26 protein-coding genes are annotated in these 22991 nt (G+C 68.8%); 11 read left to right on the top strand and 15 right to left on the bottom strand.

Features of this window, described 5'->3' with window-relative positions:
• Positions 1-7: 7 nt before the first annotated feature.
• Genes ACWEVR_RS10430 through ACWEVR_RS10420 form a run of 3 tightly spaced genes read right to left on the bottom strand, consistent with a single transcriptional unit; the run spans position 8 to position 1799 of the window.
• Positions 8-397: a MerR family transcriptional regulator gene (locus ACWEVR_RS10430; RefSeq protein WP_452466677.1), complete on the bottom strand. Its 390-nt coding sequence runs from the start codon at positions 395-397 to the stop codon at positions 8-10.
• Between the two features lie 9 nt (positions 398-406).
• Positions 407-943 carry a class I SAM-dependent methyltransferase gene (locus ACWEVR_RS10425; RefSeq protein WP_452466676.1) on the bottom strand — a complete coding sequence of 179 codons (537 nt, stop codon included), beginning with the start codon at positions 941-943 and terminating at the stop codon, positions 407-409.
• 43 nt (positions 944-986) lie between these two features.
• Positions 987-1799, bottom strand: a complete 813-nt coding sequence (locus tag ACWEVR_RS10420; RefSeq protein WP_452466675.1) for an N-acetylmuramoyl-L-alanine amidase-like domain-containing protein — start codon at positions 1797-1799, stop codon at positions 987-989.
• A gap of 182 nt (positions 1800-1981) precedes the next feature.
• Here ACWEVR_RS10420 and ACWEVR_RS10415 point away from each other — a divergent pair, with 182 nt between their 5' ends.
• Entirely contained in the window at positions 1982-3040 is a 1059-nt protein-coding gene (locus ACWEVR_RS10415) for a glucose 1-dehydrogenase (protein WP_452466674.1), read from the top strand.
• On the opposite strand, the gene ACWEVR_RS10410 is transcribed toward ACWEVR_RS10415, so the two are convergent.
• Positions 3037-3744, bottom strand: coding sequence for a DsbA family oxidoreductase (locus ACWEVR_RS10410; protein WP_452466673.1), 708 nt, complete (start codon positions 3742-3744; stop codon positions 3037-3039). The two genes, ACWEVR_RS10415 and ACWEVR_RS10410, sit on opposite strands and share 4 nt — an antisense overlap.
• A gap of 128 nt (positions 3745-3872) precedes the next feature.
• Between ACWEVR_RS10410 and ACWEVR_RS10405 the strand changes: the two genes are divergently transcribed.
• From ACWEVR_RS10405 to ACWEVR_RS10390, 4 genes are read left to right on the top strand one after another with little or no spacing between them, the layout of a single operon-like run.
• Positions 3873-4628, top strand: a complete 756-nt coding sequence (locus ACWEVR_RS10405; protein WP_452466672.1) for a histidine phosphatase family protein — start codon at positions 3873-3875, stop codon at positions 4626-4628.
• Positions 4629-4680: 52 nt separating this feature from the next.
• Entirely contained in the window at positions 4681-5271 is a 591-nt protein-coding gene (locus tag ACWEVR_RS10400) for a threonine/serine exporter family protein (RefSeq protein WP_452466671.1), read from the top strand.
• Positions 5268-5606, top strand: a complete 339-nt coding sequence (locus ACWEVR_RS10395) for a hypothetical protein (protein WP_452466670.1) — start codon at positions 5268-5270, stop codon at positions 5604-5606. The genes ACWEVR_RS10400 and ACWEVR_RS10395 overlap by 4 nt, the downstream gene beginning before the upstream one ends.
• Before the next feature lie 21 nt (positions 5607-5627).
• Positions 5628-7478 carry a Na+/H+ antiporter gene (locus ACWEVR_RS10390; RefSeq protein WP_452466669.1) on the top strand — a complete coding sequence of 617 codons (1851 nt, stop codon included), beginning with the start codon at positions 5628-5630 and terminating at the stop codon, positions 7476-7478.
• On the opposite strand, the gene ACWEVR_RS10385 is transcribed toward ACWEVR_RS10390, so the two are convergent.
• Positions 7475-8020, bottom strand: a complete 546-nt coding sequence (locus ACWEVR_RS10385) for a TetR/AcrR family transcriptional regulator (protein ID WP_067490032.1) — start codon at positions 8018-8020, stop codon at positions 7475-7477. The genes ACWEVR_RS10390 and ACWEVR_RS10385 overlap by 4 nt on opposite strands.
• A 391-nt stretch (positions 8021-8411) precedes the next feature.
• Between ACWEVR_RS10385 and ACWEVR_RS10380 the strand changes: the two genes are divergently transcribed.
• Positions 8412-9062: an enoyl-CoA hydratase/isomerase family protein gene (locus ACWEVR_RS10380; RefSeq protein WP_452466668.1), complete on the top strand. Its 651-nt coding sequence runs from the start codon at positions 8412-8414 to the stop codon at positions 9060-9062.
• Here ACWEVR_RS10380 and ACWEVR_RS10375 read toward each other — a convergent pair whose 3' ends face one another.
• The 4 genes from ACWEVR_RS10375 to mshC all read right to left on the bottom strand — a co-directional run bounded on the left by ACWEVR_RS10375 (position 9063) and on the right by mshC (position 13622).
• On the bottom strand, positions 9063-9884 hold the full coding sequence (locus ACWEVR_RS10375) for an Abi-alpha family protein (RefSeq protein WP_452466667.1): 822 nt from the start codon (positions 9882-9884) through the stop codon (positions 9063-9065).
• 2 nt (positions 9885-9886) lie between these two features.
• On the bottom strand, positions 9887-11305 hold the full coding sequence (locus ACWEVR_RS10370) for a hypothetical protein (protein WP_452466666.1): 1419 nt from the start codon (positions 11303-11305) through the stop codon (positions 9887-9889).
• Positions 11306-11471: 166 nt separating this feature from the next.
• A complete protein-coding gene (locus ACWEVR_RS10365; protein ID WP_067638380.1) occupies positions 11472-12296 on the bottom strand; it encodes a universal stress protein in 825 nt (274 codons plus the stop codon).
• Positions 12297-12383: 87 nt separating this feature from the next.
• Positions 12384-13622: a cysteine--1-D-myo-inosityl 2-amino-2-deoxy-alpha-D-glucopyranoside ligase gene (gene mshC / locus ACWEVR_RS10360; protein WP_452466665.1), complete on the bottom strand. Its 1239-nt coding sequence runs from the start codon at positions 13620-13622 to the stop codon at positions 12384-12386.
• A 295-nt stretch (positions 13623-13917) separates the two neighbouring features.
• On the opposite strand from mshC, the gene ACWEVR_RS10355 reads away from it, so the two are divergent.
• Positions 13918-14340, top strand: coding sequence for a helix-turn-helix domain-containing protein (locus tag ACWEVR_RS10355; RefSeq protein WP_452466664.1), 423 nt, complete (start codon positions 13918-13920; stop codon positions 14338-14340).
• Positions 14337-15176 carry an alpha/beta fold hydrolase gene (locus tag ACWEVR_RS10350; protein WP_452466663.1) on the top strand — a complete coding sequence of 280 codons (840 nt, stop codon included), beginning with the start codon at positions 14337-14339 and terminating at the stop codon, positions 15174-15176. Before ACWEVR_RS10355 ends, ACWEVR_RS10350 begins: the two co-directional genes overlap by 4 nt.
• A gap of 44 nt (positions 15177-15220) precedes the next feature.
• On the opposite strand, the gene ACWEVR_RS10345 is transcribed toward ACWEVR_RS10350, so the two are convergent.
• Complete coding sequence (locus tag ACWEVR_RS10345) at positions 15221-15478, bottom strand: hypothetical protein (protein ID WP_067638374.1); 258 nt, start codon at positions 15476-15478, stop codon at positions 15221-15223.
• A gap of 88 nt (positions 15479-15566) precedes the next feature.
• Entirely contained in the window at positions 15567-16127 is a 561-nt protein-coding gene (locus ACWEVR_RS10340; protein WP_067638372.1) for a helix-turn-helix domain-containing protein, read from the bottom strand.
• Positions 16128-16194: 67 nt separating this feature from the next.
• Between ACWEVR_RS10340 and ACWEVR_RS10335 the strand changes: the two genes are divergently transcribed.
• Entirely contained in the window at positions 16195-17607 is a 1413-nt protein-coding gene (locus ACWEVR_RS10335; protein ID WP_452466662.1) for an MFS transporter, read from the top strand.
• Here the strand turns inward: ACWEVR_RS10335 and ACWEVR_RS10330 are convergent.
• The 4 genes from ACWEVR_RS10330 to ACWEVR_RS10315 are packed head-to-tail and all read right to left on the bottom strand — an operon-like array spanning position 17566 to position 20684.
• Positions 17566-18363, bottom strand: a complete 798-nt coding sequence (locus ACWEVR_RS10330; protein WP_067490059.1) for an SCO1664 family protein — start codon at positions 18361-18363, stop codon at positions 17566-17568. The genes ACWEVR_RS10335 and ACWEVR_RS10330 overlap by 42 nt on opposite strands.
• 3 nt (positions 18364-18366) lie before the next feature.
• On the bottom strand, positions 18367-18954 hold the full coding sequence (locus tag ACWEVR_RS10325; protein ID WP_067490390.1) for a DUF3090 domain-containing protein: 588 nt from the start codon (positions 18952-18954) through the stop codon (positions 18367-18369).
• Between the two features lie 51 nt (positions 18955-19005).
• Positions 19006-19722 carry a histidine phosphatase family protein gene (locus ACWEVR_RS10320; protein WP_452466661.1) on the bottom strand — a complete coding sequence of 239 codons (717 nt, stop codon included), beginning with the start codon at positions 19720-19722 and terminating at the stop codon, positions 19006-19008.
• 32 nt (positions 19723-19754) lie between these two features.
• Positions 19755-20684, bottom strand: coding sequence for an undecaprenyl-diphosphate phosphatase (locus ACWEVR_RS10315; RefSeq protein WP_067639935.1), 930 nt, complete (start codon positions 20682-20684; stop codon positions 19755-19757).
• Positions 20685-20917: 233 nt separating this feature from the next.
• Here ACWEVR_RS10315 and ACWEVR_RS10310 point away from each other — a divergent pair, with 233 nt between their 5' ends.
• Together ACWEVR_RS10310 and ACWEVR_RS10305 are read left to right on the top strand one after the other, a co-directional pair.
• On the top strand, positions 20918-21895 hold the full coding sequence (locus tag ACWEVR_RS10310; RefSeq protein ID WP_452466660.1) for an aldo/keto reductase: 978 nt from the start codon (positions 20918-20920) through the stop codon (positions 21893-21895).
• Between the two features lie 17 nt (positions 21896-21912).
• The gene (locus ACWEVR_RS10305) at positions 21913-22926 is read left to right on the top strand and encodes a heme/hemin ABC transporter substrate-binding protein (RefSeq protein ID WP_452466659.1); all 1014 of its coding nucleotides are present in this window, start codon (positions 21913-21915) and stop codon (positions 22924-22926) included.
• Positions 22927-22991 lie beyond the last annotated feature (65 nt).

Genomic DNA, 22991 nt, shown 5'->3' with positions numbered 1-22991 from the left:
GTGCGGGCTATGGGGCGTCCAGCACGGTTGCCAGGTGTGCGCGGAAGTGTGGGCAGGTGCGGAAGTCCTCGGCGTCGCAGTCGAGGACGTGGGTGACCGCGTCGAGGGCGCTGCGGGTGCGGTCGAGTTGTTCGGTGAGCCGTGCGCGTTGTGTTTCCAGGACGCGGCGGCGGGTGGCGCGGTCGGGGTTGTGGGTGAACAGGGTGGCCAGGTCGTCGAGGGAGAGTCCGGCCTTCTTGCCGAGGACGACCATGGCGACCGTGGCGATGTCGGTGTCGCGGTAGATGCGCCTGCCCGCCGAGTCACGTTCGGGGGTGAGCAGGCCTTGGTCTTCCCAGTGCCGCAGTACGTGGGTCGCGAGTCCGAAGCGGGCCGCGACCTCACCGATGGTCGCCATGGTCGAACTCTAGATGGTGTGCAGGTGGTAGCGGGTGACGACTGCGACGGGATGCCATGGCAGGCGGATGTTCTCGAGTTCGATGTCGCCCGCGGCGTGGCGGATCTCGCGGGCACGGGCGAAGCGGAAGTCGTAGAGGACGGCGGTCGCGCCGGGGCGCAGGACGCGACGGATCTCGCGGAACGCGGCGGGCAGGTCGGGCCATTCGTGCATGCTGAGGCTGGACACGATCAGGGGTACGCTCGCGTCGGGGTAGGGCAGGTCGGTGACGTCGCCGACGGTGAGATCCGCCCGGTGACCGGCGAGGTTGCGGCGGGCGATGTCGATCATGTGCGGGGACAGGTCGAGGCCGTGCAGCGTGAGGTCGGGGCGCCGGGTCGCGATGTGCGCCAGGAGTTTTCCGGGGCCGGTGCCGAGGTCGACAACGGTGGCGCCGGCGGTCGCCAGGGCGTCGACGTCGGTGCTGATGCGGCGGTAGAGGCCGGTGAGCAGGCGGGTGGCGCGGCGGTCGTAGTCCAGGCTCTGGCGGTGTCCGAAGGTGGTCATGGCACCACTGTCGGTGTTCAGGTCGACCTGAAGTCAAGGGTGTCTAGCGCGGGCGCAGGACCAGGATTCCGGGGACGGTGCGCACGAACTCGAGCAGCGGGGTGTCGACGACCTGGTTGTGCTCGGCCAGCGAGGAGGCGTTGCGGAACACGGGGCCGTCGGTGGTGTGGACGAGGATGCCGACATGGGTGACGTCCAGGCCCGCGGTCGGGGTGTAGGCGCCGATGAAGTCACCGGTGCGCAGTCCGGCGACCACTCCCCCGTCGACGGCGCCGGACGGGATGTGGGTGACGGCCCGGTCGACGACGGGGATGCCGGGCAGGAAGGTGGTGCCGTCGGCTTTGGCGTTCAGGTGTTTGGTGGTGGTGACCGCGGCCGGGCTCAGGTCGGCGGTGATGTCGGTGGCCGAGATCCGTGGTGTGCCCGCCCAGTCGGTGAAGAAGTGTTTGCGCTGGGTGAATTCGACCCGGCTGTCGACGTAGCGGGCGGCGATCAGGTTGTCGAAGAACTGCTCGGCGGTGCTCGAGCGTGATGCGGCGTCGACGTAGTCGAGGAAGGTGAAGCAGTCGACGCGGCGCAGGTCGACGACGAGTTGCTCGGGGGTGTTCGCGGACCCGATCAGCATGTTCGCCCCGTAGGGGGTGCCGAGCAGGCGCGCGGAGATCCGTTCGATCTGCACGGCGCGGTCGGTGGTGCCCGCGCGGGTGCGGGTGTCGAGCAGTTCGTCGACCTTGCGGGCGGTGGCGTCGTCGAGCACGACCGGCGGTGTGGCCTGGGCCGGTGGGGCGAGGCAGACGAGCGCGACGAGCAGGCACAGAACCTGGACAATGGTGCGCAAGACGCCTCCGGTGGGCATGGTCGGTCGGGGTGAGCGGTTCCACGGTAGCCGACGGGGGCGGCGACCCGGATTGCAAACAATTCGCGACCTGAACGGTTCTTCGCCTCGGCTCGCGTGTCCCGTACCGTTGTCCCAGGTAGTGCGTGTTTCACCAGGTTCGCGAATGGATAGCCAGGGAAGTTCGTCGGAAGGGAAACGACATGCGCGCTTTGACCGTAGTGCCGAACCAGCCCGGATCGTTGCGGATAGACGATGTCCCGGATCCGGTGCCCGGCCCCAACGAGCTTCTCGTGGACGGGATTTCGCTCGGCATCTGCGGTACCGACCGCGAGATCGCCTCGGGCATCTACGGGTGGGCACCGCCGGGACGTGAACGCCTCGTCCTCGGGCACGAATCGCTGGGACGGGTGCGCACCGCGCCCGACGGCAGCGGCTTCGCCCCCGGTGACCTCGTCGTCGGGATCGTGCGCAGGCCCGATCCGGTGCCGTGCGGTGCGTGTGCGCACGGTGAGTTCGACATGTGCCGCAACGGCGAGTACGTCGAGCGTGGGATCAAGCAGATCGACGGGTACGGGTCGACGTCGTGGGTGGTGGACGCCGACTACACGGTGAAGCTGGACCCCGCGCTCACCGAGGTGGGTGTGCTGATGGAACCGACGACGGTGCTGGCCAAGGCGTGGGACCAGATCGAGAAGATCAACACCAGGGCCTGGTTCGAACCGAAGTCGGTGCTGGTCACCGGTGCGGGCCCGATCGGTCTGCTCGCCGCGATGCTCGGTGTGCAGCGCGGCCTGGACGTGCACGTGCTCGACCGCTCCACCGAGGGCCCCAAACCGAAGTTGGTCGAAGACCTCGGCGCCACGTTCCACACCGGTTCGGCGCTCGACATCGGTGAGAAGATCAACGCGGACATCGTGATCGAGGCGACGGCGGCCACCGCGATCGCCCAGCAGTTGCTCCAGCTGAACAATCCGGGCGTGATCATCTGCTTGACCGGTGTCTCCTCCCCCGGCAAGGACACCGAGGTCGATGTCGGCGCGGTCAACCGCAATATGGTGCTCGACAACGCGGTCGTGTTCGGGTCGGTCAACGCCAACCGCCACCACTACGAGCTGGCGGCCCAGGCCCTGGCCAAGGCGGACCCGGCGTGGCTGGGCCGGTTGATCACCCGGCGGTTGCCGTTGGAGCGGGCCCTCGAGGCGTTCGATCCGGGCGATCACTCCGATATCAAGGTCGTCATCGACATCGGCGCGAGTTAGACCGCGCAGCCGTCCGGCCCGCAGGACTCGCCCTCGGCAACGGTGACCAGCGGTGCCGGACGGTCGTTGTAGGCGGTGGTGAGCGCCTGGGTGAACACCTCGGTGGGCTGGGCGCCCGACACGGCGTACTTGTTGTCGAACACGAAGAACGGGACACCGGTGACGCCGAGCTGGGCGGCGGTGCGTTCGTCCTCGCGGACGGCGTCGGCGTAGGCGGTGGTGTCGGCCAGGACGGCACGGACCTCGGTTTCGTCGAGGCCGGCGCGCACGGCGAGGTCGACGAGGCGTTCGGTGTCGGCGAAGACCGGTTCGGTTTCGGCGAAGTTGCCCGCGTACAGGGCGTCGAGCAGTGCCTCCTGGCGGCCCTGTTCGAGGGCGAAATGCAGGAGCCGGTGCATGTCGAAGCTGCTGCCGTAGTCGCGGCCGCTGCTCTGGTAGGGCAGGCCGAGCTCGGCGGCCTGCGCGGCGATGGCGCGTTCGTTGGCGGCGGCCTGGTCGACGGTGATGCCGTATTTGGCGGCGATGCGTGGGATCACCGGACCGCTCTCGTCGGCGGGAAGGGTGGGGTCGAGTTCGAAGGAACGGTGCACGACTTCGACGTCGTCCCGGTGCTCGAAGCTGTGCAGGGCCTGCTCGAAGCGAGCTTTGCCCAGGTAGCAGAACGGGCAGTTGATGTCGGTCCAGATCTCTACTCTTGTGGTCAAGCGGGCCTCCTGCGCCACATCGCGGATGGGTGCGCCGGCCCGGCGGAAAATTCTGGACAGGCGTACAAGTTCGTTCGGTGCAACGCGAGCGACATTGCCGCTATTCCGGCGGAACGGGGAGGAACAGGATGGCGGTCGAGCGCGGCGACAGGGGGTGGGTGCAGGTGCCCGACGGTCTGCCACGGCCACGGGCACTCGGCGGACTGTGGGCGGTCCGCCATGCCCAGAGCGCAGCCAATGTCTGGTACGCCGATCCCGCTACACAGACCCGGCCGATGCGCGGCACCGACGCCGGAATGGACCTCACCGAATACGGCCGCACCCAGTGTCAGCGGTTGGGTGGGTGGCTGGCCGGGTTGTCGAGCTCGCAGCGCCCGGGCCTCGTGGTGTGTTCCCCCTACCTACGCACGCGGCTGACGTGGGCGTTGATGGCCGACTCGGCCGTGCGCGAACGCCGCTTCCCCCCGATCCGCACCCTCGTCGACGAACGGCTGCGCGACCGGGAGATGGGTGTGTTCGAACTGCACCCCTATCGGTCGATCCGTCGACGCGCCCCCGAGGAGGCATCGCGTCGCGAGCAGGTCGGCAACTGGGTGTACCGCCCACCCGGCGGTGAGTCGCTGGCCGACGTGGCGGTGCGGGTGCGCGGTTTCCTCGACGAACTCGACGCCGTCGCCGCCGGGGAACAGGTCCTGCTGGTCACCCACGACGCGGTGGTCGTGTCGTTGCGCTACATCCTCGACGGCCTCGGCGCGCCCGTCCCGGATTCGCTGGAACCGGTGCCCAACGCCTCGGTGTCGCAGTGGCGGCGCGAGGGCGACCGGTTGGCGTTGCGGGTGTGGGGTTCCGTCGACCACCTGACCGTGAGTGAGCGGGACGGCTGAGCCCCGTGCGTGTCGGCGTGGAAGGCGGTCGCCCCGCCCCTAGATTGTCGCTATGCCGAACCAGGACACCGGCCGCACCGGCGCTGCCCACCTCGATGCGGCCCTCGAGTTCCTGACCAGGCTGGGAACCGACGCGCTCGGGTGCGGGTACGCCACCGCGGCCGCCGAGGACATGGTGCGGGCGTGCGCTGCGGCGTGGGGCGTGTCGCGGCTGACGGTGACGGGGATGGGCCGGGTGCTCATCGTGCAGTGCGAGGACGGGCAGGGGCATCTGGTCTCCCGGGTGGGTGAGTCCGCCGGCCTGGACAGCTTCGACTGCGACCGGATGCGTCGCGTCAAAGCGGTGGCGCGAGCGACGGTGACCGAACGGCTCGACCCGGAAACCGGGTGCCGCCGGTTGACCGACGCCGATTCCGGTCCGCCGGTTTTTCCGTGGTGGTGGGCGCAGGCGGGTGGGATGTTGCTGGCGTTCTGCATCTGTGTGCAGATCGGTGGCGGGATGCTCGCGGCGGCGGCGGCCGCGGTCATCCAGTTGGTGGTGAACGTGACCGGTCGGGGCTTCGGCGCCGGCGGGGTGCCGAAACTGTTCGGTGTGGCGGTGGCAAGGATCTGCTGCTGCCCGCCGCGGTGGCGGGTCTGGTGACCGCGTCGGTGAACCAGACGCTGATCCATCTGGGAAACATGCCCTCGGGATGGGCGGGACCGATCGCCGCGGTGGTGCTCGGTTTCCTCGCGGCGGCGTGTGCGGACCGGTTGCGGTTGCCGATGTCGGCGCTGGCCCTGGTCGGTATCACCGGCGCGTTGCTGCCCGGTCTGATCGTGTGCCAGGGCTTGATGCTGTCGGTGTATCAGGTGTCGGGGGTCGAGTATTTCGTGCAGGCGGGGGCGGTGTGTGTGGCGTTGGGGGTCGGGGCCAGTCTCGGGGTGTACCTGTGGTCGGTGGTGGCGCGGCGCGGTTGGGCGGGCACCGCGCGGTAGCGGGGGTGGAACAATGCCGGGGTGGATATCGCGATCGGTTTGGTGGTGCTCATCGGGTCCGCGGCGGCTCTTGCCGCGACCGCGCGGCGTTTCGGGGTGTCCGAACCGCTCGTGCTGACGGTGGCGGGTGTGCTCGCCTCGTATGTCCCGATGGTTCCGCAGGTGCATCTGGAACCGGAAATGGTGCTGCTCGGTCTGCTGCCGCCGCTGCTGTACACGGCGGCGCTGAAGACTTCGCTGGTCGATTTCCGGCGGAATCTGCGCACGATCGCGTCGCTGTCGGTGGGGTTGGTGTTGTTCTCCACGTTCGCTGTCGCGCTGGTGGTGTGGTGGTTGTTGCCGGTGCCGTTCGCGGCGGCGGTCGCGCTCGGTGCGGTGGTGGCTCCCCCGGATGCCGTGGCGGCCACCGCGATCGCGCGCCGTACCGGGATGCCACGCAGCATCGTGACGGTGCTCGAGGACGAGTCGCTGTTCAACGACGCGACGGCGCTGGTGTCGTTGCGTGGGGCGATCGCGGCGATGGCCGGTGCGGTGACGGTGTGGCAGATCGGTGGCGACTTCCTGCTCGCCTCGGTCGGTGGCGCGGTGATCGGTGCGCTGGTCGCCTCGGTGCTGGTGGTGTTGCGCAGGCGGATCCAGGACCCGGTGCTCGATACCACGGTGTCGCTGCTCGCCCCGTTCGTGGCGTACCTGCCCGCCGAGCACGTGCACGCCTCCGGGGTGATCGCGGTGGTGACGTGCGGGATGATCCTCGGCCACGGCGCGCACCGCTGGCAGGGTGCGGCCTCACGGGTCGCCGAGACAACCAATTGGCGCACGGTGCAGTTCATTCTGGAGAGCGCGGTGTTCCTCGTGATCGGGTTGCAGGTGCGCTGGATCGTGGAGGGCGCCTGGCATTCCGGCCTCGACCACACCACGTTGGTGATCGCGGCGGTGGCGGTGCTGGCGGCGGTGATGCTGGCGCGTCCGGTGTGGGTGTTCACCCCGGTGCTGGCCGCCCGGCTGTTCGGGCGTGAGACCGAACCGCTGAGTCATGCGGCGGTGGTGTCGTGGGCGGGGATGCGCGGGGTGGTGACGTTGGCCGCGGTGCTGTTGCTGCCGGATTCGACGCCGCAGCTGCCGGTGCTCGAATTGCTGGCGCTGGTGGTGGTCGGTGGCACGCTGCTGGTGCAGGGCACCTCGTTGCCGTGGCTGGTGCGGTTGCTGCGGTTGCGTGGCCCCAGCCGCGCCGAGGACGCGCTCACCAAAGCCGATCTGCTGCACCAGGCTTCGGTGGCCGGGCTCGCCGAACTGGACCGCCGGATCGGCCCGCACACCCCGGAACCGGTGATCGAATCGCTGCGCCAACGCCTCACCTGGCGCAGCAATGCCGCGTGGGAGCGGCTCGGTCGTCCGGAGGCCGAATGGGTGACACCGACCGCGGAGTACCGGCGGCTACGGCTGGCGATGCTGGCCGCCGAACGCGACGCCGTGCTCGCCGTGCGAGACGTGGGTGCGGTGGATTACGAAGTGCTCCAGCATGTGCTGGCCCGCCTCGATCTCGAGGAGTCGATGATCGACCGGTTCGACGAGGACGACGACGACACCTCGACCGAACCCCTCGGCAACGCCACCGCCGGCTGCGCGCATCTGGAACAGGCACCCGACACCGCGCCGCCTGTGGGCGAACCGGTGTGCCGTGCGTGCCTGGACGCCGGCATGCGGTGGGTGCATCTGCGGATGTGCCTGGAGTGTGGGCACATCGGCTGCTGTGAGTCCTCGGTGGGCAACCACGCGACAGCACACTTCCATGCCACCGCGCACCCGGTGATGCGCAGCGTCGAACCGGGCGAGCAGTGGCGCTGGTGCTATCTCGACGAACTGCTCGGTTAGCGGCGGTGGGAGTAGATCAGGCGCGCGTACTGCGACAGGAGGCGGTCGAGTTCGGTCGGTTCGCCGGTGGCGGCGAGCTGCTGGTAGCCGATGAGCATGGCCATGCCGACTTCGGTGACCACGGCCGCGGTGTCGTCGTCGCCGATGACGCTGTCGATCACCCGGTGCACGGTGCGCCTGCGTGATTCGTCGATCCGTTTGACGGTGACGTGGACCGATTCGTCGTTGGCGGCCCAGGCGCGCAGGGCCGCTTCGGCGCCGTGTTCGAGGCCGCCGGTGAGTTCGGACATGGCGCGTACGTCGGCGTCGGGGTCGCCGTGACCGACGTCGAGGGCGCGTAGCTCGACCATCTGCCGGTTCTCCCAGTGTTCGAGCAGCGCGTCGACGAAGCCCTGCCAGGAGCCGAAGTGGTGGTAGAACGAGCCGCTGGTGACCCCGAGACGACGGCAGAGCACGCCGATGTTGAGACCTTTGAAGCCGAACTCGGCGAGCACCGCCACAGCGGTGTCGAAGTACTGCTCCTTGGTAACCACTCGGGACATCGCGATGCCGTTCTGTTCGTGCGGGCAGGGCCGAAGAATGCGAACAGTACCCCATCGTATCGAGGGCCCAGAGCACCGTAACGAAATCTATTCTGTGGCCCGAACGCCGTCGCATCTCCCGAAATGCCAAGGGCTGGAACATAATCGGTGCTCCATGCCGCTAAGGGAGGTCCCGGATGGAATAACGGAGCAATAGCTCTGTAAAGTATTGTTCAGTAGGGGCCCCTGTTTCACGGCCCCGCGGACCGTGCTCGACGCCATCGAAACCCTGTTGCCCGAACAGGTTCCGCCGCCTTCGCGGAACCGTCGTTTGCGGGTGAACGGTAGGCACCGCCCCGGCGCATGCCGGGAAGTGCTGGCGCACATCTGGTTACGCACCGAAAGGAACCGCATGCCCACCCTGCGCCGTCACGGCACCGTCGCCGTCCTCGACCTCGGCGACGGCGAGAACCGCTTCTCCCCCGACTTCCTCACCGAGATGAACACCCACCTCGACACCGTCGTCACCACCGGGGCGCAGGCCATGGTGACGACCGCGACCGGCCCGGTCTACTCCCACGGCCTCGACCTGGAGTGGTTGGCCGCCAACGGGGACCAGGCCGCCGGCTACGTGGCTGCCGTGCACACCCTGCTCGCCCGGGTGCTCACCCTGCCGATGCCCACGGCCGCCGCGATCGACGGAGACGCGTTCGGGGCGGGCGCGATGCTGGCGCTGGCCCACGACTACCGCGTGATGCGCCCCGATCACGGATTCTTCTGTTTTCCCGAGGCCGAGCTGCGGATCCCGTTCACCAACGGGATGGCCGCCCTGATCCAGGCGAAAGTGCCCCCGAAGACGGCGATCGCGGCCATGACCACCGCACGCCGCTTCGACGGCACCGCGGCCGCCGCCTTCGACCTGGTCGACACCACCGCCGCCGAGGTCCTCGACGCCGCCCTCGCCTCGGTCGCCCCACTGGGCGGCAAGGATCAGCCGACGATGACGGCCATCAAGTCGGTGATGTTCGAGGGAGTGCTCACCGCCTTGCGCGGCAAGAACTGATCACGGCAGCCGCGGGCCCTTGCCCAGGTACACATCGCCGCGGTCGTCGGTGGCCCAGCCACCGCCGGTATACCCGTCGAGGACGAAACAGGCGTCGCAGAACTGTTTCCCGAAGACCGACAGGAAGATGCTGCGGTACTGACTGATCGCCCGCATCTTCACCGACTTGTAGGCGGCCTGGGCGGCGGGCTGGGCCTCGAGGAAGGCGTAGCGGCGGAAGTCGGCGACCGGTTCGCTCGAGAACCGGACCAGCCCGAGCCGGTTGAGGTTGCCCAGGTAGTGATGGTCGCGTTCGGGCATGGCGCAGCCGGCCATATTGGCGATCATGCTGATCCCGTCGGCGAGGCGTTGGGACCCGATCCCGAAGGGCGTCTTGGTACGGATGTCGATGGCGGGCTGTGGTCCGGCGACGGCGAGGAACCGCAGGATCCTTGCCTCGTCGGGAGTCAGATCGTGCAGGATCGGCACGAACGAGGGGTGCACGTCGCGGGGCTGCTGCGCCGAGTCCCAGCCCTCGTTGATCATGGCGTCGCCGATGGTCTTGAGATCTTCGGCGTCGACATCGGAATCGATGGCGCGCAGGGCACCGGAAGCGGTGGGCGCCAAGCCGAGCGCGCTCAGCGCCGCCCGCCGCAGCACATCGACGCGTTCGTCGATGATGCGCGACATCGGTTCGCCCGCCCGGATGTCGTCGACCAGTTCGGTGGCCGTGTGCACAGCGCCCTTGGTGACGGCACCGACGAATTGCCGCATCGTGAGCCCGGCGATGCGGGCCAGACCCGCCAGGTCGGTGGGGATGCCGGAATCGCGGTCGTCGTTCATGTTCACGCTCCGAAGACCAGTAGGTGCACGCCGCCGACGAGGGCGCCGAGGATGCCGCCGTGCAGATACAGCAGCCAGGCGTCCTGTTCGATGGCGGTGTACAGCATTTCGACGAATTCCTCGGGCGGTAGTTCGCGCAGTTTCTCGGTGGCGAGCTCGTCGACGCTGGCCGCTGTCGACTGGGAGAACTCCACGTCCTCGACCAACCAGGGCTTCATCTCGGTGGCCAGGCTCGCGCCCGCGGTGGCCTGGATGGCGTCGAAATGCCGTGGGCCGACAGCCAATCGGGTCACCGACCGCAGCGGGCCCAGGATGCGGTCGATCTCGAGCTGCAGGAAGTGGGCGATCACCGCGCGGGTCTTGTCTCCGCTCGGCCCGTCGAGCAGTTGCTCGGTGACCACGTCGAGGGTGACGATCTGATACCCGATCGCGTGCCCCAGATCGGCCGCCGCTTGGTACTGGCGTTTGGCGAATTTCGCGACACCCCATGGGTATTTGTATCTCGGCTGCGGCGTCGCGGGCTCGAACACCACTTTGATCGCGATGATGTTGACCAGCACACCCACCACCGCGCCGCCCAGCACGACGACCAGCCACGCGGGGAACAGATGCACCAGGGTGTGCAACCAGCCGGGCAGCTCGATCATCGCGGGTGTGTCACCGTGCGGGGAGCTGTAGTGCAGCAGCGACAACCACAGCGCAACGACCACACCGAAGGGGAAACCCAGCACCCCACTGCGCGTCATGAACCGCAGTTCGGGAGCACCGAGTCCATAGATCACGTCCTTGAGCAATTCCGGGCGGCGCCGCAGATATCCGACGACCATCAGCTTCACATCGAGCAGCTGGTCGATATTGGCGCCGATGAAGTCGAAAGCACGGTCGGTGATCGCGGGCAGTTCGGCTTCGACCCGCGCGTAGATCGCCTCACGCGCGCGCGGCGGCATGTCCGCCCACAGCTGCGGGTGTTCGGTGGTCATGATCGAATCGACCATCGAGCGCACATTCGGTAACGCCACGTGCGCGACCTGGGCGGAGATCTTGCGCGGATCCATCTGGTCGAAGAAGTCCTTGGCCGTGCCGATCTTGGCGACGGCGTTGTCGACCATCAGGCTGGCCATCTTCTCCGCGCGCGCCGGGATGAACCCCTGGAAGCCGAGAATGCCGCCCGGCGCGAACGTCGGCAGGATCTGAACTTTGCGCGGCAGCAACGGGAACAGCGTTTTGAGGCCCGGCACATAGAAGCCGGTGAATCGCACCGGCGCGAACAGCATGATGACGCCGGTCCAGTTGGTGATCAGACCCGCGATGGCGCTGAAGATCGGAATGCTGATCATGTCGACCCAGAACTTGCTGAGTCCGGTCATCTCTTCCCAGTTCAGCAGGCCGAAGAAGCCCGCCGCCTCGATCTCAGCATTCATCCGGCGTCCACTCCGTCGTGTTCCGAACATCGCGCGTTTCGGCCATCTTAGGGGACAGATCGGGAGGTTCCGGGCAAGTTCGGCACTTACCCGCAATATCGGAGCAAACCTGCGATCATGTCCGGACCCGGCGTTGGTTCGACCCTGCGCAGGTACGTATTCCAGGCTAACGCGGCGGGTCCGGCTCCGGGTCGGGATCGTCGGACCCATGGGTGGTGGCGACCAGCAGCAGGTTGGTGTCGATGTCGTGGGTGACCTTGTTGGCCACCGATCCGAGCAACCGCGCGGGTCCACTCATCCCCCGGTTGCCGATCACCACGAGGTCGTATTTCCAGGCGGCGTTGCACAGCGCTTCGGCGGGCGGCACGCCGGTGAGCACGTCGTGGCCGAGCAGTTCGGGATCGTCGAGGTTCAGGGCCGCGTGCACCTGGGCCAGGGTTTCCGCGCCGTCGGCGTCGGTTTTCGTCGCGGTAACCAGGAACGGGCGCGCACCGAGTTCCAGGGCCAGGTCGTAGCCGCGGCGCACCGCGAGCATCGAACTGGGTGAGCCGTCGGTGGCCAGGCCGACGGTGGTCCAGCGTTTGGGCACCTTGTGGGTGAACAAGACGTCGGTGGGGCTGTGGTGGGAGACGTGGTTGGCGGTGGAGCTGGTGAGCCGGTCCTTGGAGCGGCCGAGCCCACGCGCCCCGATCACCAGCAGCGTGCCCGGGTCCTGCGCACCGACTTCGAGCAGCGCCGCGCTCGGTGTCCCCGGCATGTCGAGGGCCGTCACCTGCGACAGACCCGCCTCGACGAGCGCGGCGACGGCGGCGGCGCTGATCCGCACGGCCGATTCGGGATCGAGGGCGGACTTGCGCGCCTTTTCCTTCCAGACGGTCAGCGCGGTGATCGGGACTCCGAGCCGGAGCGCGACCTCACCGGCGACGGTGACCGCCAGTTGCGCGGCCTCCGACCCGTCGGTTCCCACCACGATGCGCTGGTAGCGGTCCATGGGACCCTCTCCGATCCGACGACGGCGGTTCGCCACAGTATAAACACCGCACGCTCCGGCAATCTGGCCGCAAATGCCGGCGCCGGGTCAGAGGGCGATACCGAGGAGTCCGTCGACGGCGTTGCGCACCAGGGCCGGGGCGGCGGTGTCGGTGCCACCGTAGGCGATCGCCTGCTCGGCCCAGTTGTCCACCGCGACAAGAGCTTTGGGGGTGTCGAGGTCGTCGGCCAGGTGCTGACGCAGGCGGGCGACGGTGTCGGTCGCCGACGGCCCCGAGGCGAGCGACACCGCTTCGCGCCAGCGGGCGAGCCGCGCCTGGGCCTGGTCGAGAACCGCGTCGGTCCACATGCGGTCCTGCCGGTAGTGCCCGGCGAACAGGCCGAGGCGGATCGCGGCGGGATCGACTCCGGAGCGGCGCAGTTTCGAGACGAGCACCAGGTTGCCCTTGGACTTCGACATCTTCTCGCCGTCGAGCCCGATCAGCCCGGCGTGCACGTAGTGGCGGGCGAAGCGGCGGGTGCCGGTGATGGCTTCGGCGTGCGCGGCGGAGTACTCGTGGTGGGGGTAGATCAGGTCCGAGCCGCCGCCCTGCACGTCGAATTCGGTGCCGATGCGGTTGAGCGCGATCGCGGCACACTCGATGTGCCAGCCGGGGCGCCCGGCGCCGAACGGTGCCTGCCACGACGGTTCGCCGGGGCGTTCGGCGCGCCACAGCAGGGCGTCGATGGTGTCGCGCTTGCCGGGCCGGTCGGGGTCGCCGCCACGTTCGGCGAAGAACTTCTCCATGGTGGCGCGGTCGTAGCCCGACTCGTAGCCGAACTGTTCGGTGGCGTCGGTGCGGAAGTAGATGTCGGGATGTTCGGCGTCGTCGACGATGTAGGCGGCGCCGGAGGCCAGCAGTTTCTGCACCACCTCGACGACTTCTTCGACCGATTCGATGGCGCCGATGTACTGGCGGGGCGGCAGCACCCGAAGGGCGGACATGTCCTCGCGGAACAGGTCGATCTCGGAGCTGCCGAGGTCGCGCCAGTCGATGCCGTCGCGGGCGGCGCGTTCGAACAGCGGGTCGTCGACGTCGGTGACGTTCTGCACGTAGTGCACGTCGTGTCCGGCGTCGCGCCACAACCGGTTGACCAGGTCGAAGGTCAGGTAGGTCGCGGCGTGGCCGAGGTGGGTGGCGTCGTAGGGGGTGATTCCGCAGACGTACATCTTCGCGGTCGCGCCGGGGGTGACCGGGCGGACCTGGCGGTCGGCGGTGTCGTACAACCGCAACGGCGGCCCTGCTCCGGGGACGGTCGGAAGGGCGTTATCGGACCAGGACTGCATGATTCGAGGGTAGAGCCCCGGCCGGAGTGCTCGCCTCGCGGGCCGGTCCACCCGGTTGCCCGGCCGGATTCGGCGCGGCCCGCAACCTGCACACAAACGTGTTCGACCGGCGCTGTCAAGGGTTGCGCTCACGAGGATTCCCAGGCCGCAGGGGGTGCGCCTGTGCGGTGGGCCGTTGTGTCGCGGTCTCGGTCGCCGAATCCGCGAACGGTAGCTGTAGTCGTCGGCACGCCGCGCGCCTGCTCCCTATCATTACCTATTTGCACCTATTCGAACGTACCTATACGGTTGTTTCATGCCAGAAGGTTTCTATTCGGTGGAACAGGTCGCGGAATTGCTCGGACTGCATGTCCGCACCGTGCGCGGATATGTCCGCGACGGCAAACTGCCCGCCGCCCGCATCGGCAAGCAGTACCGCATCACCCACGACGACCTCGAGACCTTCACCGGCCTCCCGATCAGCGCACCGAAACCCGCGACCGCCGGGCACGCGGAGGCCTCCTGCATCGTCGAGATCGACGACATCGACCGCGCCACCGTCGACCGAGTCGCGACCCTGCTCACCGCCACCGCCGCCACACGCGGTCTTGGCGGGCGGGCATTACGGGTCGAGACCAGCTACGACCCGGCACGCGGACGCCTGAAAGTGATCCTGCTCGGCGGGCTCGCCGACACCGCACGCCTGCTCGACTACCTGGACGGAGTCCTCGCCCCATGACCACCATCTACACCTCCGAGCACGGCCGCGAACGCATCGCGCAGCGCTACCGCGAACATCTGGCCGGCTGGCCGGTGCCGTGGGAGCAGCGGCTCGTCCCGACCGCCGCCGGTGAGACGTTCGTGCTGGTCTGCGGACCGGCCGACGCGCCACCACTGGTACTGCTGCACGGTTCCGGGTCCAATGCGAGCGCCTGGCGCGGCGATATCAGCGAGTGGGCGGCCCACTTCCGGGTGTACGCGGTCGACCTACCCGGCGAGCCCGGTTTCAGCGCGCCCACCAGGCTGGCGCTGGACACCGACGCCTGCGCGCACTGGCTCGACGAGGTTCTCGACGGGCTGGGGCTGGACACGGTGTCGATGACCGGGATGTCTCTGGGTGGCTGGACCGCGTTGGACTACGTGACCCGCAGACCGGGCCGGGTCGGGGCGCTGGCGCTGCTGTGCCCCGGCGGCCTGGGCAGGCATCGTTACGGGTGGCTGGTGAAAGCCGTGGGTCTACGGCTGCTCGGCCGTCACAGTGTGCGTGACATGGCACGAACCGGTCTGGGGCTCACAGGTCCGGCGGCGGAGGAAATCCTCGACGACGTGGAACTGGTCTTCACCCATTTCTCGGCCCGCTCGGGAAATCTACCGAGGTTCTCCGACACGCAGTTGCGGTCGGTGGGTATTCCGGTACTTGTGATCGTCGGCGAGCGTGACGCACTGTTCGATTCGGCGGGCACGGCTCGACGCGCTCGGGCATTGGCCGATGCGCAGGTGCGTCTCCTGCCCGGTGTCGGACATGCCGTGCTGGGGCAAAGCGAAGCCGTACGGCACTTCCTGCTCGCCCACTGACCCCTTGTCGCCGCGCCCCGACTCGCGGCAACTCAGGGGGTCGGTCAGGCCGGGCGGCAGTGCAGGTTGAGGTTGTCGGCGTTGGGACCGAGCAGGGGCAGCGCGTAGAAACCGGCACCCACCTGGTCGGGAGCCTCGACGACGACCTCGGGCAGCCAGGCGCCGGTGGTGCGGTCGGTGGCGGTGCAGACGTAGGTCTGGTCGTCGAACCAGCCGGCGGGGAAGGCCTGGGCGGGAGCGGCGACGACCGCGCCGAGCAGCAGAGCGGCGGCGGATCCGGTGACGATCGAACGAGTCGACATGGTGTTCCTCTGATGATGCGGGGACAGCGAAAGTGCTTGGAGCACACTAGCACCGGCATCGTCGTACACCCAGGAAAATCCGTGCCGGTCAGAAGGGTGTACGCACCCGCGCTTTCCCGCCCTGCGGACCGAACATGTGCAGGATCTCGACGCTTCGATCGCCTGCGGGCCCGAACCAGTGGGGCTGGTCGGTGTCGAACTCGGCGACCTCCCCGGGGCGCAACAGCAGTTCCTGTTCGCCGAGGATCAGCCGCAGGTCCCCGGCAAGCACATACAGCCACTCGTAGCCGGCGTGGGTGACCAGTCTCGGAGTGTTCGGGCCGAGGACCTGTTTGAAGACCTGCATGCGTCCCGGATAGTCGGTGAGCGGCACCACCATGCTGCCGTTGCGGCTGCGGCGTGGGATGAGGTGCACGCGTGGGTCACCGGTGGCAGGCGCGGCGATCAACTGATCGAGCGAGACCCGGTGTGCCCGCGCCAACGGCAGCAGCAGATCGAGGGTGGGGCGCCGTTTGCCGGTCTCGAGCCGCGACAGCGCGCTCACCGAGATACCGGTCTCGCCCGACAACTCGTGCAGGGTCAGGCCACGACCGCGGCGCAAGGCCAGCAGGCGCGGACCGATCTCGTCGATGATCTGTGCGTCGTCCACACCCCCATTTTGCGGTCTTCGCAAAATCCCTACCTGTTCGCCCGACCGCGCCTCGACGATTCTCGCCATGATCGACACAGCGAAAGACCGAGCCCTCGGCTCGCGACGACGATGGGCGGTGCTGGCCGTGTGCAGCACAGGCCTGTTCCTGGTGGGGCTGGACACGACCATCGTCAACGCCGCCGTGCCCTCCATCGCCCGCGACCTGCACACCGGAGTCCGTGGCATCGCCTGGATCGTCGACGCCTACACCTTGGTGATGGCGAGCCTGCTCATCTCCGCGGGCGCTGTCGCCGACCGGGTCGGGCGGCGACGGGTGTTCCGGGTGGGGCTGGTGCTGTTCGGTGCGTCGTCGGTGCTGTGCGCGGTGGCCCCGACGGTCGGTGTGCTGCTCGCCGCGCGGATCGCGCAGGGCGCGGGCGCGGCGATGTTGAGCCCGGTGGCGCTGGCGATCGTCGTCGGGGTGTTCACCGACCCGGGGCAGCGGGCACGCGCGATCGGGGTGTGGGCGGCGGTGTTCGGGGTGGCGATGGCGGCGGGCCCGGTCGTCGGCGGTGCGCTGGTGCAGAGTCTGGGGTGGCGTGGGGTGTTCTGGGTGAATCTGCCGGTGATCGCGGTGGTGCTCGTGCTGACCGCGCTGGTGGTTCCCGAGTCGAGAGCGGTGCGGGTGCGACGGCTCGACGGACTCGGGCAGGTGCTGCTGGTGATCGTGGTCGGCGGGTCGGTCGGTGTGCTTCTCGAGGGCCCGCGTCTCGGCTGGGCTTCGCCGGCGACGATCCTCGGATCGGCGGTGGTGTGCGCGGCGATCATCGCCTTCGTCCGGCTCGAAGGCCACAGGCCCGAACCGTTGATCGACCCCGGTCTGTTCCGTCGCGCACCGTTCACCGCCGCTGTGTTCAGCGCGGTCGCGGTGTTCGTCGCCCTGGGCGCCACCTTGCTGCTGACGACGCTGTATCTGCAGGACGCGCGCGGGATGTCACCGGCGGCGGCCGGTGCGGTGATGCTGCCACTTGCGGTGCCCGCGATCGTGTTCGCCCCGCTCTCGGGTGTGCTCGTGAGCCGCCACGGTGCGCGGCGACCGCTACAGCTCGCGGGCGGATTCACCGCGCTCGGTGGTGGGCTGCTGTTCGTCGCGGTCGGCGAGCATCGCCCGCTGCCCCTGCTGCTGACGGCGTTGCTGCTGGTCGGAATCGGGTTCGGCTTCGCCAACCCGCCCATCACCACCACCGCCGTGAGCGGGTTGCCCGCCGACCGGGCCGGCGTGGCAGGCGGAATCACCTCCACCGCACGCCAATTCGGTGCCGCCCTCGGCGTCGCCGTCGCGGGCGGGTTCATCGGCGGCTCCGCGCACACGGAACTGGCTCAGGCCGCGCGCCCGGGCTGGGTTCTCGTCGGCTGCTGCGGGCTGCTCGTCATGCTCGCGGCCGGGTTCGCACCCTCAGAACGCGGGCCAGGGGATCGGGCGGGCCGAATTCGGTAGGGGCATGACCGGGCGTTCCAGCAGGGCTTTGGTGCGTTCGGTCAGTGCGGTGATCTCGGCGTCGGTGATGTGCTCGGCGAGCGAATCCGCTATCGGGCCGGTCAGATTCGTGGCGAACGCGGTGACATCGGCGATCAGTGCCTCGTCGATGGGCTGACCGGCCCACCCCCACAGCACCGTGCGCAGTTTCGGTTCGCTGTGCAGGCAGATGCCGTGATCGACGCCGTAGACCTGCCCGTCGACACCTTCCAGGGCGTGCCCACCCTTGCGGTCGGCGTTGTTGAGCAGCAGGTCGAGCACCGCCATGCGTTGCAGGCGTGGATCGTCGGCGTGCACGAGCGAGATCTCGTTGCCGGTGTCGTCGAGGGCGCGCAGCACCTCGCAGAACCCCTCGGGCACCGTGCCCGGTGAACACAGATCGACCAGGTCGAGGCGTTGGCGTGCGTCGGTGCGGTTGTCGACCGAGGTCACCCACCGCTGCACCATGCCAGGCCCGAACGGACCGTCGCGCAACACCGTTTCCGGGATGACACCCCATCCCAGCTGTTCGGAGATCAGGTACGAGGCCACCTCGCGCCCGGCGAGGGTGCCGTCGGGGAAGTCCCACAGCGGTCGTTCCCCGCGCACCGGCTTGTACACCACCCGCAGCGGCGCACCATCGGGCTCGGGTGCGGCGATCTCGCACACCAGCGTCAGGTTGCTGGCGACGCCGACCCGTCCGATGATCTCGAGCTCACCGTCGGTGATGCCGGACACGTCTCACTCCTCGTCGAGTTCGGCCGCACCGAAGATCTCGCCGCGCTTGTACCCGTTGGTGCGCACACACATGTGCCCGCGCGCCGACAGCGGTTCCCCGCACAGCGGGCACGGTGGGCGTCCGGCCGCGATCACCCGGGTGGAGCGCAACGCGAACTCACGCGCCTGCATGGGGGTGAGGAACACGCGCACCGCGTCGGGGCCTTCGTCGGTGTCGTCGAGCACCACCGATTCGTCGACCTCGGTCTCGGTGATCGCCAGCAGTTCCACCACCACGGCGTTCGCGTCGGCGTCCCAGCCCAGACCCATGGTGCCGACCCGGAATTCGGTGTCGATGGGAGTCATCAGCGGCGCCACATCGGTGACGTCCTCACCTTCGGGCGGTACCTCGGCCCCGAAACGGCGCGCCACCTCGTCGAGCAGCAACCCCATCCGGTCGGCGAGCACCTTCACCTGTTGCTTTTCCAGCAGCACGCTGACCACGCGCGGTTCCTGCACGGCCTGCAGGTAGAACGAACGATCGCCCGGCTCGCCCACGGTCCCGGCGACGAAACGATCGGGGGTGCGGAATACATGGATTGCGCGTGACACATGCACCTCCTGATACGTGACCCTCAACGACACTCACGAACAACTCTTGGTTCAAAGAGAATCGCGGTGTCTCACATTCCCATTATCCGCACTCGCGGTCCCGGGTACTTCCCCACCGGGCAGCGGTGGCGGTGGTGTGCCCCCGGACAGGGCCGACAGGTCGGCACCGGTGTCGTTGAACTTCCACACCGACGGCCCGTGCGGGCTGTACCGGACCACACTGATCGAGGCCGGTTCCACCGCGATCCGCTGAAAACTGTCCAGATGCAGGCCGAGCGCGTCGGCCAGGATCGACTTGATGACATCACCGTGCGCGCACGCCACCCACAGCACGTCACGCCCGGCCTTGTCGGCGAGGCGGCGTTCGGTGTCGCGGATCGCGGCCACCGCGCGCTGCTGCACCTGCGCCAGACCTTCACCACCGGGGAACACGGCGCCGGAAGCGTGTCCCTGCACCACTTTCCACAGCGGTTCGGTGAGCAGTTCGGCGATCGGGCGCCCGGTCCACTCGCCGTAGTCGACCTCGATGAGTCGTTCGTCGTGCTCGGGTTCGAGGCCGAGTTTGTCGGCCAGCGGGGCGACGGTGCGCTGACAGCGCAGCAGCGGTGAGCTGGCGATGTGTTCGATCGGCAGGGTGGCGAGCCGGTCGGCGACCGCGGCGGCCTGTTCGGTTCCACGGTCGGTGAGCTCCACACCGGGTGCGCGCCCAGCGAGGGTGCGCGCGGTGTTGGAGGTGGACACTCCGTGCCGGAGCAGGATCACCGTCATGGGACCAGCCTAACCATCAGCGGGCCGCGGGCTCAGGTGGCGGAGACGACACCCGCGGCGAGCAGGCCCATCACCGTCAGGCCGAGGATGATCCGGTAGCCGACGAACCAGTAGAAGGAATGCTTGCCGACGAACTTGAGCAGCCACGCCACCGAGGCATAGCCGACGACGAAGGCGAGGACGGTCGCGACCAGCAGTTGTGGGCCGCTGGCGTTGAGTCCCTCACCGGCCGGTTCGAAGGCGTCGGGCAGGCTGAACAGGCCCGACGCGGTGACGGCGGGAATGGCGAGCAGGAAGGAGAACCGCACGGCCGCTTCCCGTTTCAGGCCGAGGAACAGGCCTGCGGTCGAAGTGGCACCCGAACGCGACACGCCCGGGATCAGGGCGAGGCACTGGGCCAGGCCCATGATGATGCCGTCGCGGGTGGTGAGCTGTTCGATCGGGCGGGCCTTCTTGCCGTAGTACTCACCGGCGGCGATCACCAGCGCGAACGCCACCAGCATGAACGACACCAGCCACAGGTTGCGTGCCCCGGTACGGATCTCGTCTTTGAACAGGTAGCCGAGCACCCCGATCGGGATGGTCGCGATGATGACGTACCAGCCGATGCGGTAGTCCAGCTCGCGCTGGGTGTCGCGTTCGTGGGCTTCGCGGGCGCTGCGGTCCATCACCGGCAGTTTGGTCGTCACCCGGTCACCGACGGCCACCGCACGCTGCGAGCGTTCGCGCCATCGCATACCGAGGGTGGTGAACCAGGCGATCAGGATGCGCCAGATGTCCTTGGCGAAGTACACCAGGACCGCGGCCTCGGTGCCGAGCTGGGTGACGGCGGTGAACGACGCGCCCGCGTCGTCCCCGAAGAACACACCCGAGACGATGCGCAGGTGTCCGGAGGAGGAGATCGGCAGGAACTCCGTGAGCCCCTGCACCAGTCCGAGTACCAATGCCTGGAACCAGGTCATCGACTCGCCCACCACATCCTCCTACCACTTCTCGCGCCCGAAAGATCGCGTCCTCCTGGGCTTTTGCTTGCTCGCCCGGCCGTGTGGGCCCGCGATCCCGCAGCGACCCTACCCGTCGGGCCGGATCGGTGTCGTCGGCCCACCGGTGAACCCGACTCGCACCGGGTCGGCGCGGCGGTGACGGCCACGCCGCGCATTAGGCTGGGCGCCGTGACGAAAGCACGGGCGCGGTGATGGAACAGCGAACGGTGGGACGAAGCGGACTGCGGGTGTCGCGGATCGGGTTGGCGACCCACACCTGGGGCACCCATACCGACGCCGAGGAGGCCTCGGTGCAGCTGGCGGCTTTCGCCGATGCCGGGGGAACACTGATCGACCTCTCCCCCGTCTACGGTGACGGCGCCGCGCATCAGATCCTGGCCGGTTTGCTCGGTGAGGTGGTCTCGCGTGAGGACGTGGTGCTCAGCGGGTGCGCGGGTGTGGTGACCCACAAGCCGGGCGCGGGAGTGGGCGACACGGTTCCCGCGCCTGCCGCGGTCGGCCCGGTCGTCGACGCCTCCCGGCGCACCCTGCTCCGCCAGCTCGACCGCACACTCGCCGACCTCGGCACCGACCATCTCGACATCTTCAGCATCGCCGCCTGGGACCCCTACACACCTCTCGAGGAGGTCTCGACCACCCTCGAGACGGTGATCGCCACCGGACGGGCCAGGTACGCGGGCGTGCGTGGGCTCAGCGCGTGGCAGCTGGCGAGCCTGGCCGCGATCGGCCCGGTCACGGCCGCGCAGACACCGTATTCGCTGCTGGCGCGCGCCCCCGAGAACGACGTGATTCCGGCCGCACGCCATCACGGGGTGGGGATCATCGCTTCGGCGCCGCTGGCCGGTGGCATCCTCACCGGCAAATACAGCGACGGTGTGCCCGCCGATTCGCGCGGTGCCGACGAGTCGACGGCCGCCGAGATCCGCCGCCGCCTCGACGACGACCGCGCGACCCGGGTGGTCGACGCGCTGGTCACCGCCGCCGACGGGCTCGGTACTTCGCCACTGGCGGTGGCGCTGGCCTGGATCCGGGACCGGCCGGGTATCGCGAGCATGATCGTCGGTGCGCGCGATATCGGTCAGCTCACGGGGGTGCTGGCAGCCGAGACCCTGGAATTGCCGCGCGCGATCGCGGCCGCCCTCGACGATGTGAGCGCCCGTTCGGAATGATGGCTAGCCTTACCTGCATGAAACTGCGTGGTGTGCTGACGGCGATGCTGGCGGCGACGGTCCTGACCGGCGCCGTCGCCTGCACCGGAAGCAATCCTGCATCGACTGCACAAACCCGTGGGCCGGTGACCGCCCAGTTCGCCGACCTCGACCCTGTCCCGATCGGGCCCGCCCCCACGCCGAAGATGCCCGCGACCGCGCGGTCGTTCGACGGCACCGAGGTGACGGTCACCGATGCCTCGCGCATCATCGCCGTCGACCGGTACGGCACGCTGGCCCAGACTGTCTGGGCGCTCGGTCTCGGTGACAACCTCGTCGGGCGCAGCACCTCCGCCTCGTTCCCCGCCGTCGCCGACGTACCGAATGTGGCGGGCGGCAACGGCAGCCTCAGCGTCGAAGCGGTGCTCGCCCTTCGCCCGTCGGTGTTCCTCACCGACACCACCAGCGCCGCGCCCGCCGTGCGCGATCAGCTGCGCGCCGCCGGTGTGACGGTCGTGTACTTCGACCCCGACCGCAGCATGGACGGTGTCGTCCCGCAGATCGAGGCCGTCGCGACCGCCCTCGGCGTGCCCGACGCGGGCCGCGCGCTTGGTCAGCGCACCCGCGACGAGATCGCCGCCGCCACCGCCCGCGTGCCCTCCGCCGACCCGAGACCCAAGATCGCGTTCCTGTACCTGCGCAGCGCCGCGATCACCATGATGGCCGGTCCGGGTTCCGGTGCCGATTCGCTGATCACCGCGGTGGGCGGAGTCGACGCGGGGACCTCGGCCGGGCTGAGCGAACCGTTCACCGCGATCACCAGTGAGGCGATGATCGCCGCGTCGCCCGATGTGCTGCTGGTGATGACGGACGGCCTGAAGTCGGTGGGTGGGGTCGACGGTTTGGTGAAGGTCCCCGGCATCGCCCAGACGCCTGCCGGGCGTGATCGGCGCGTGGTCGACATGTCCGACGCGGTGGTCCTGAGCTTCGGCCCCAACACCGGCCGGGTGATCTCGGCGCTGTCCGATGCCATCTACGGGAAGACGTCATGACCGCGCGAGCAGCAGGTGTGACCTGCCGGGCGCGCGTCCTCCAGCCGGTCGACCCGGTCGTTCGG

Source organism: Nocardia sp. NPDC003979 (assembly GCF_053605015.1).
The sequence above is the reverse complement of the archived record's forward strand: the minus strand, read 5'-3'. Positions and strand labels throughout refer to the sequence as shown.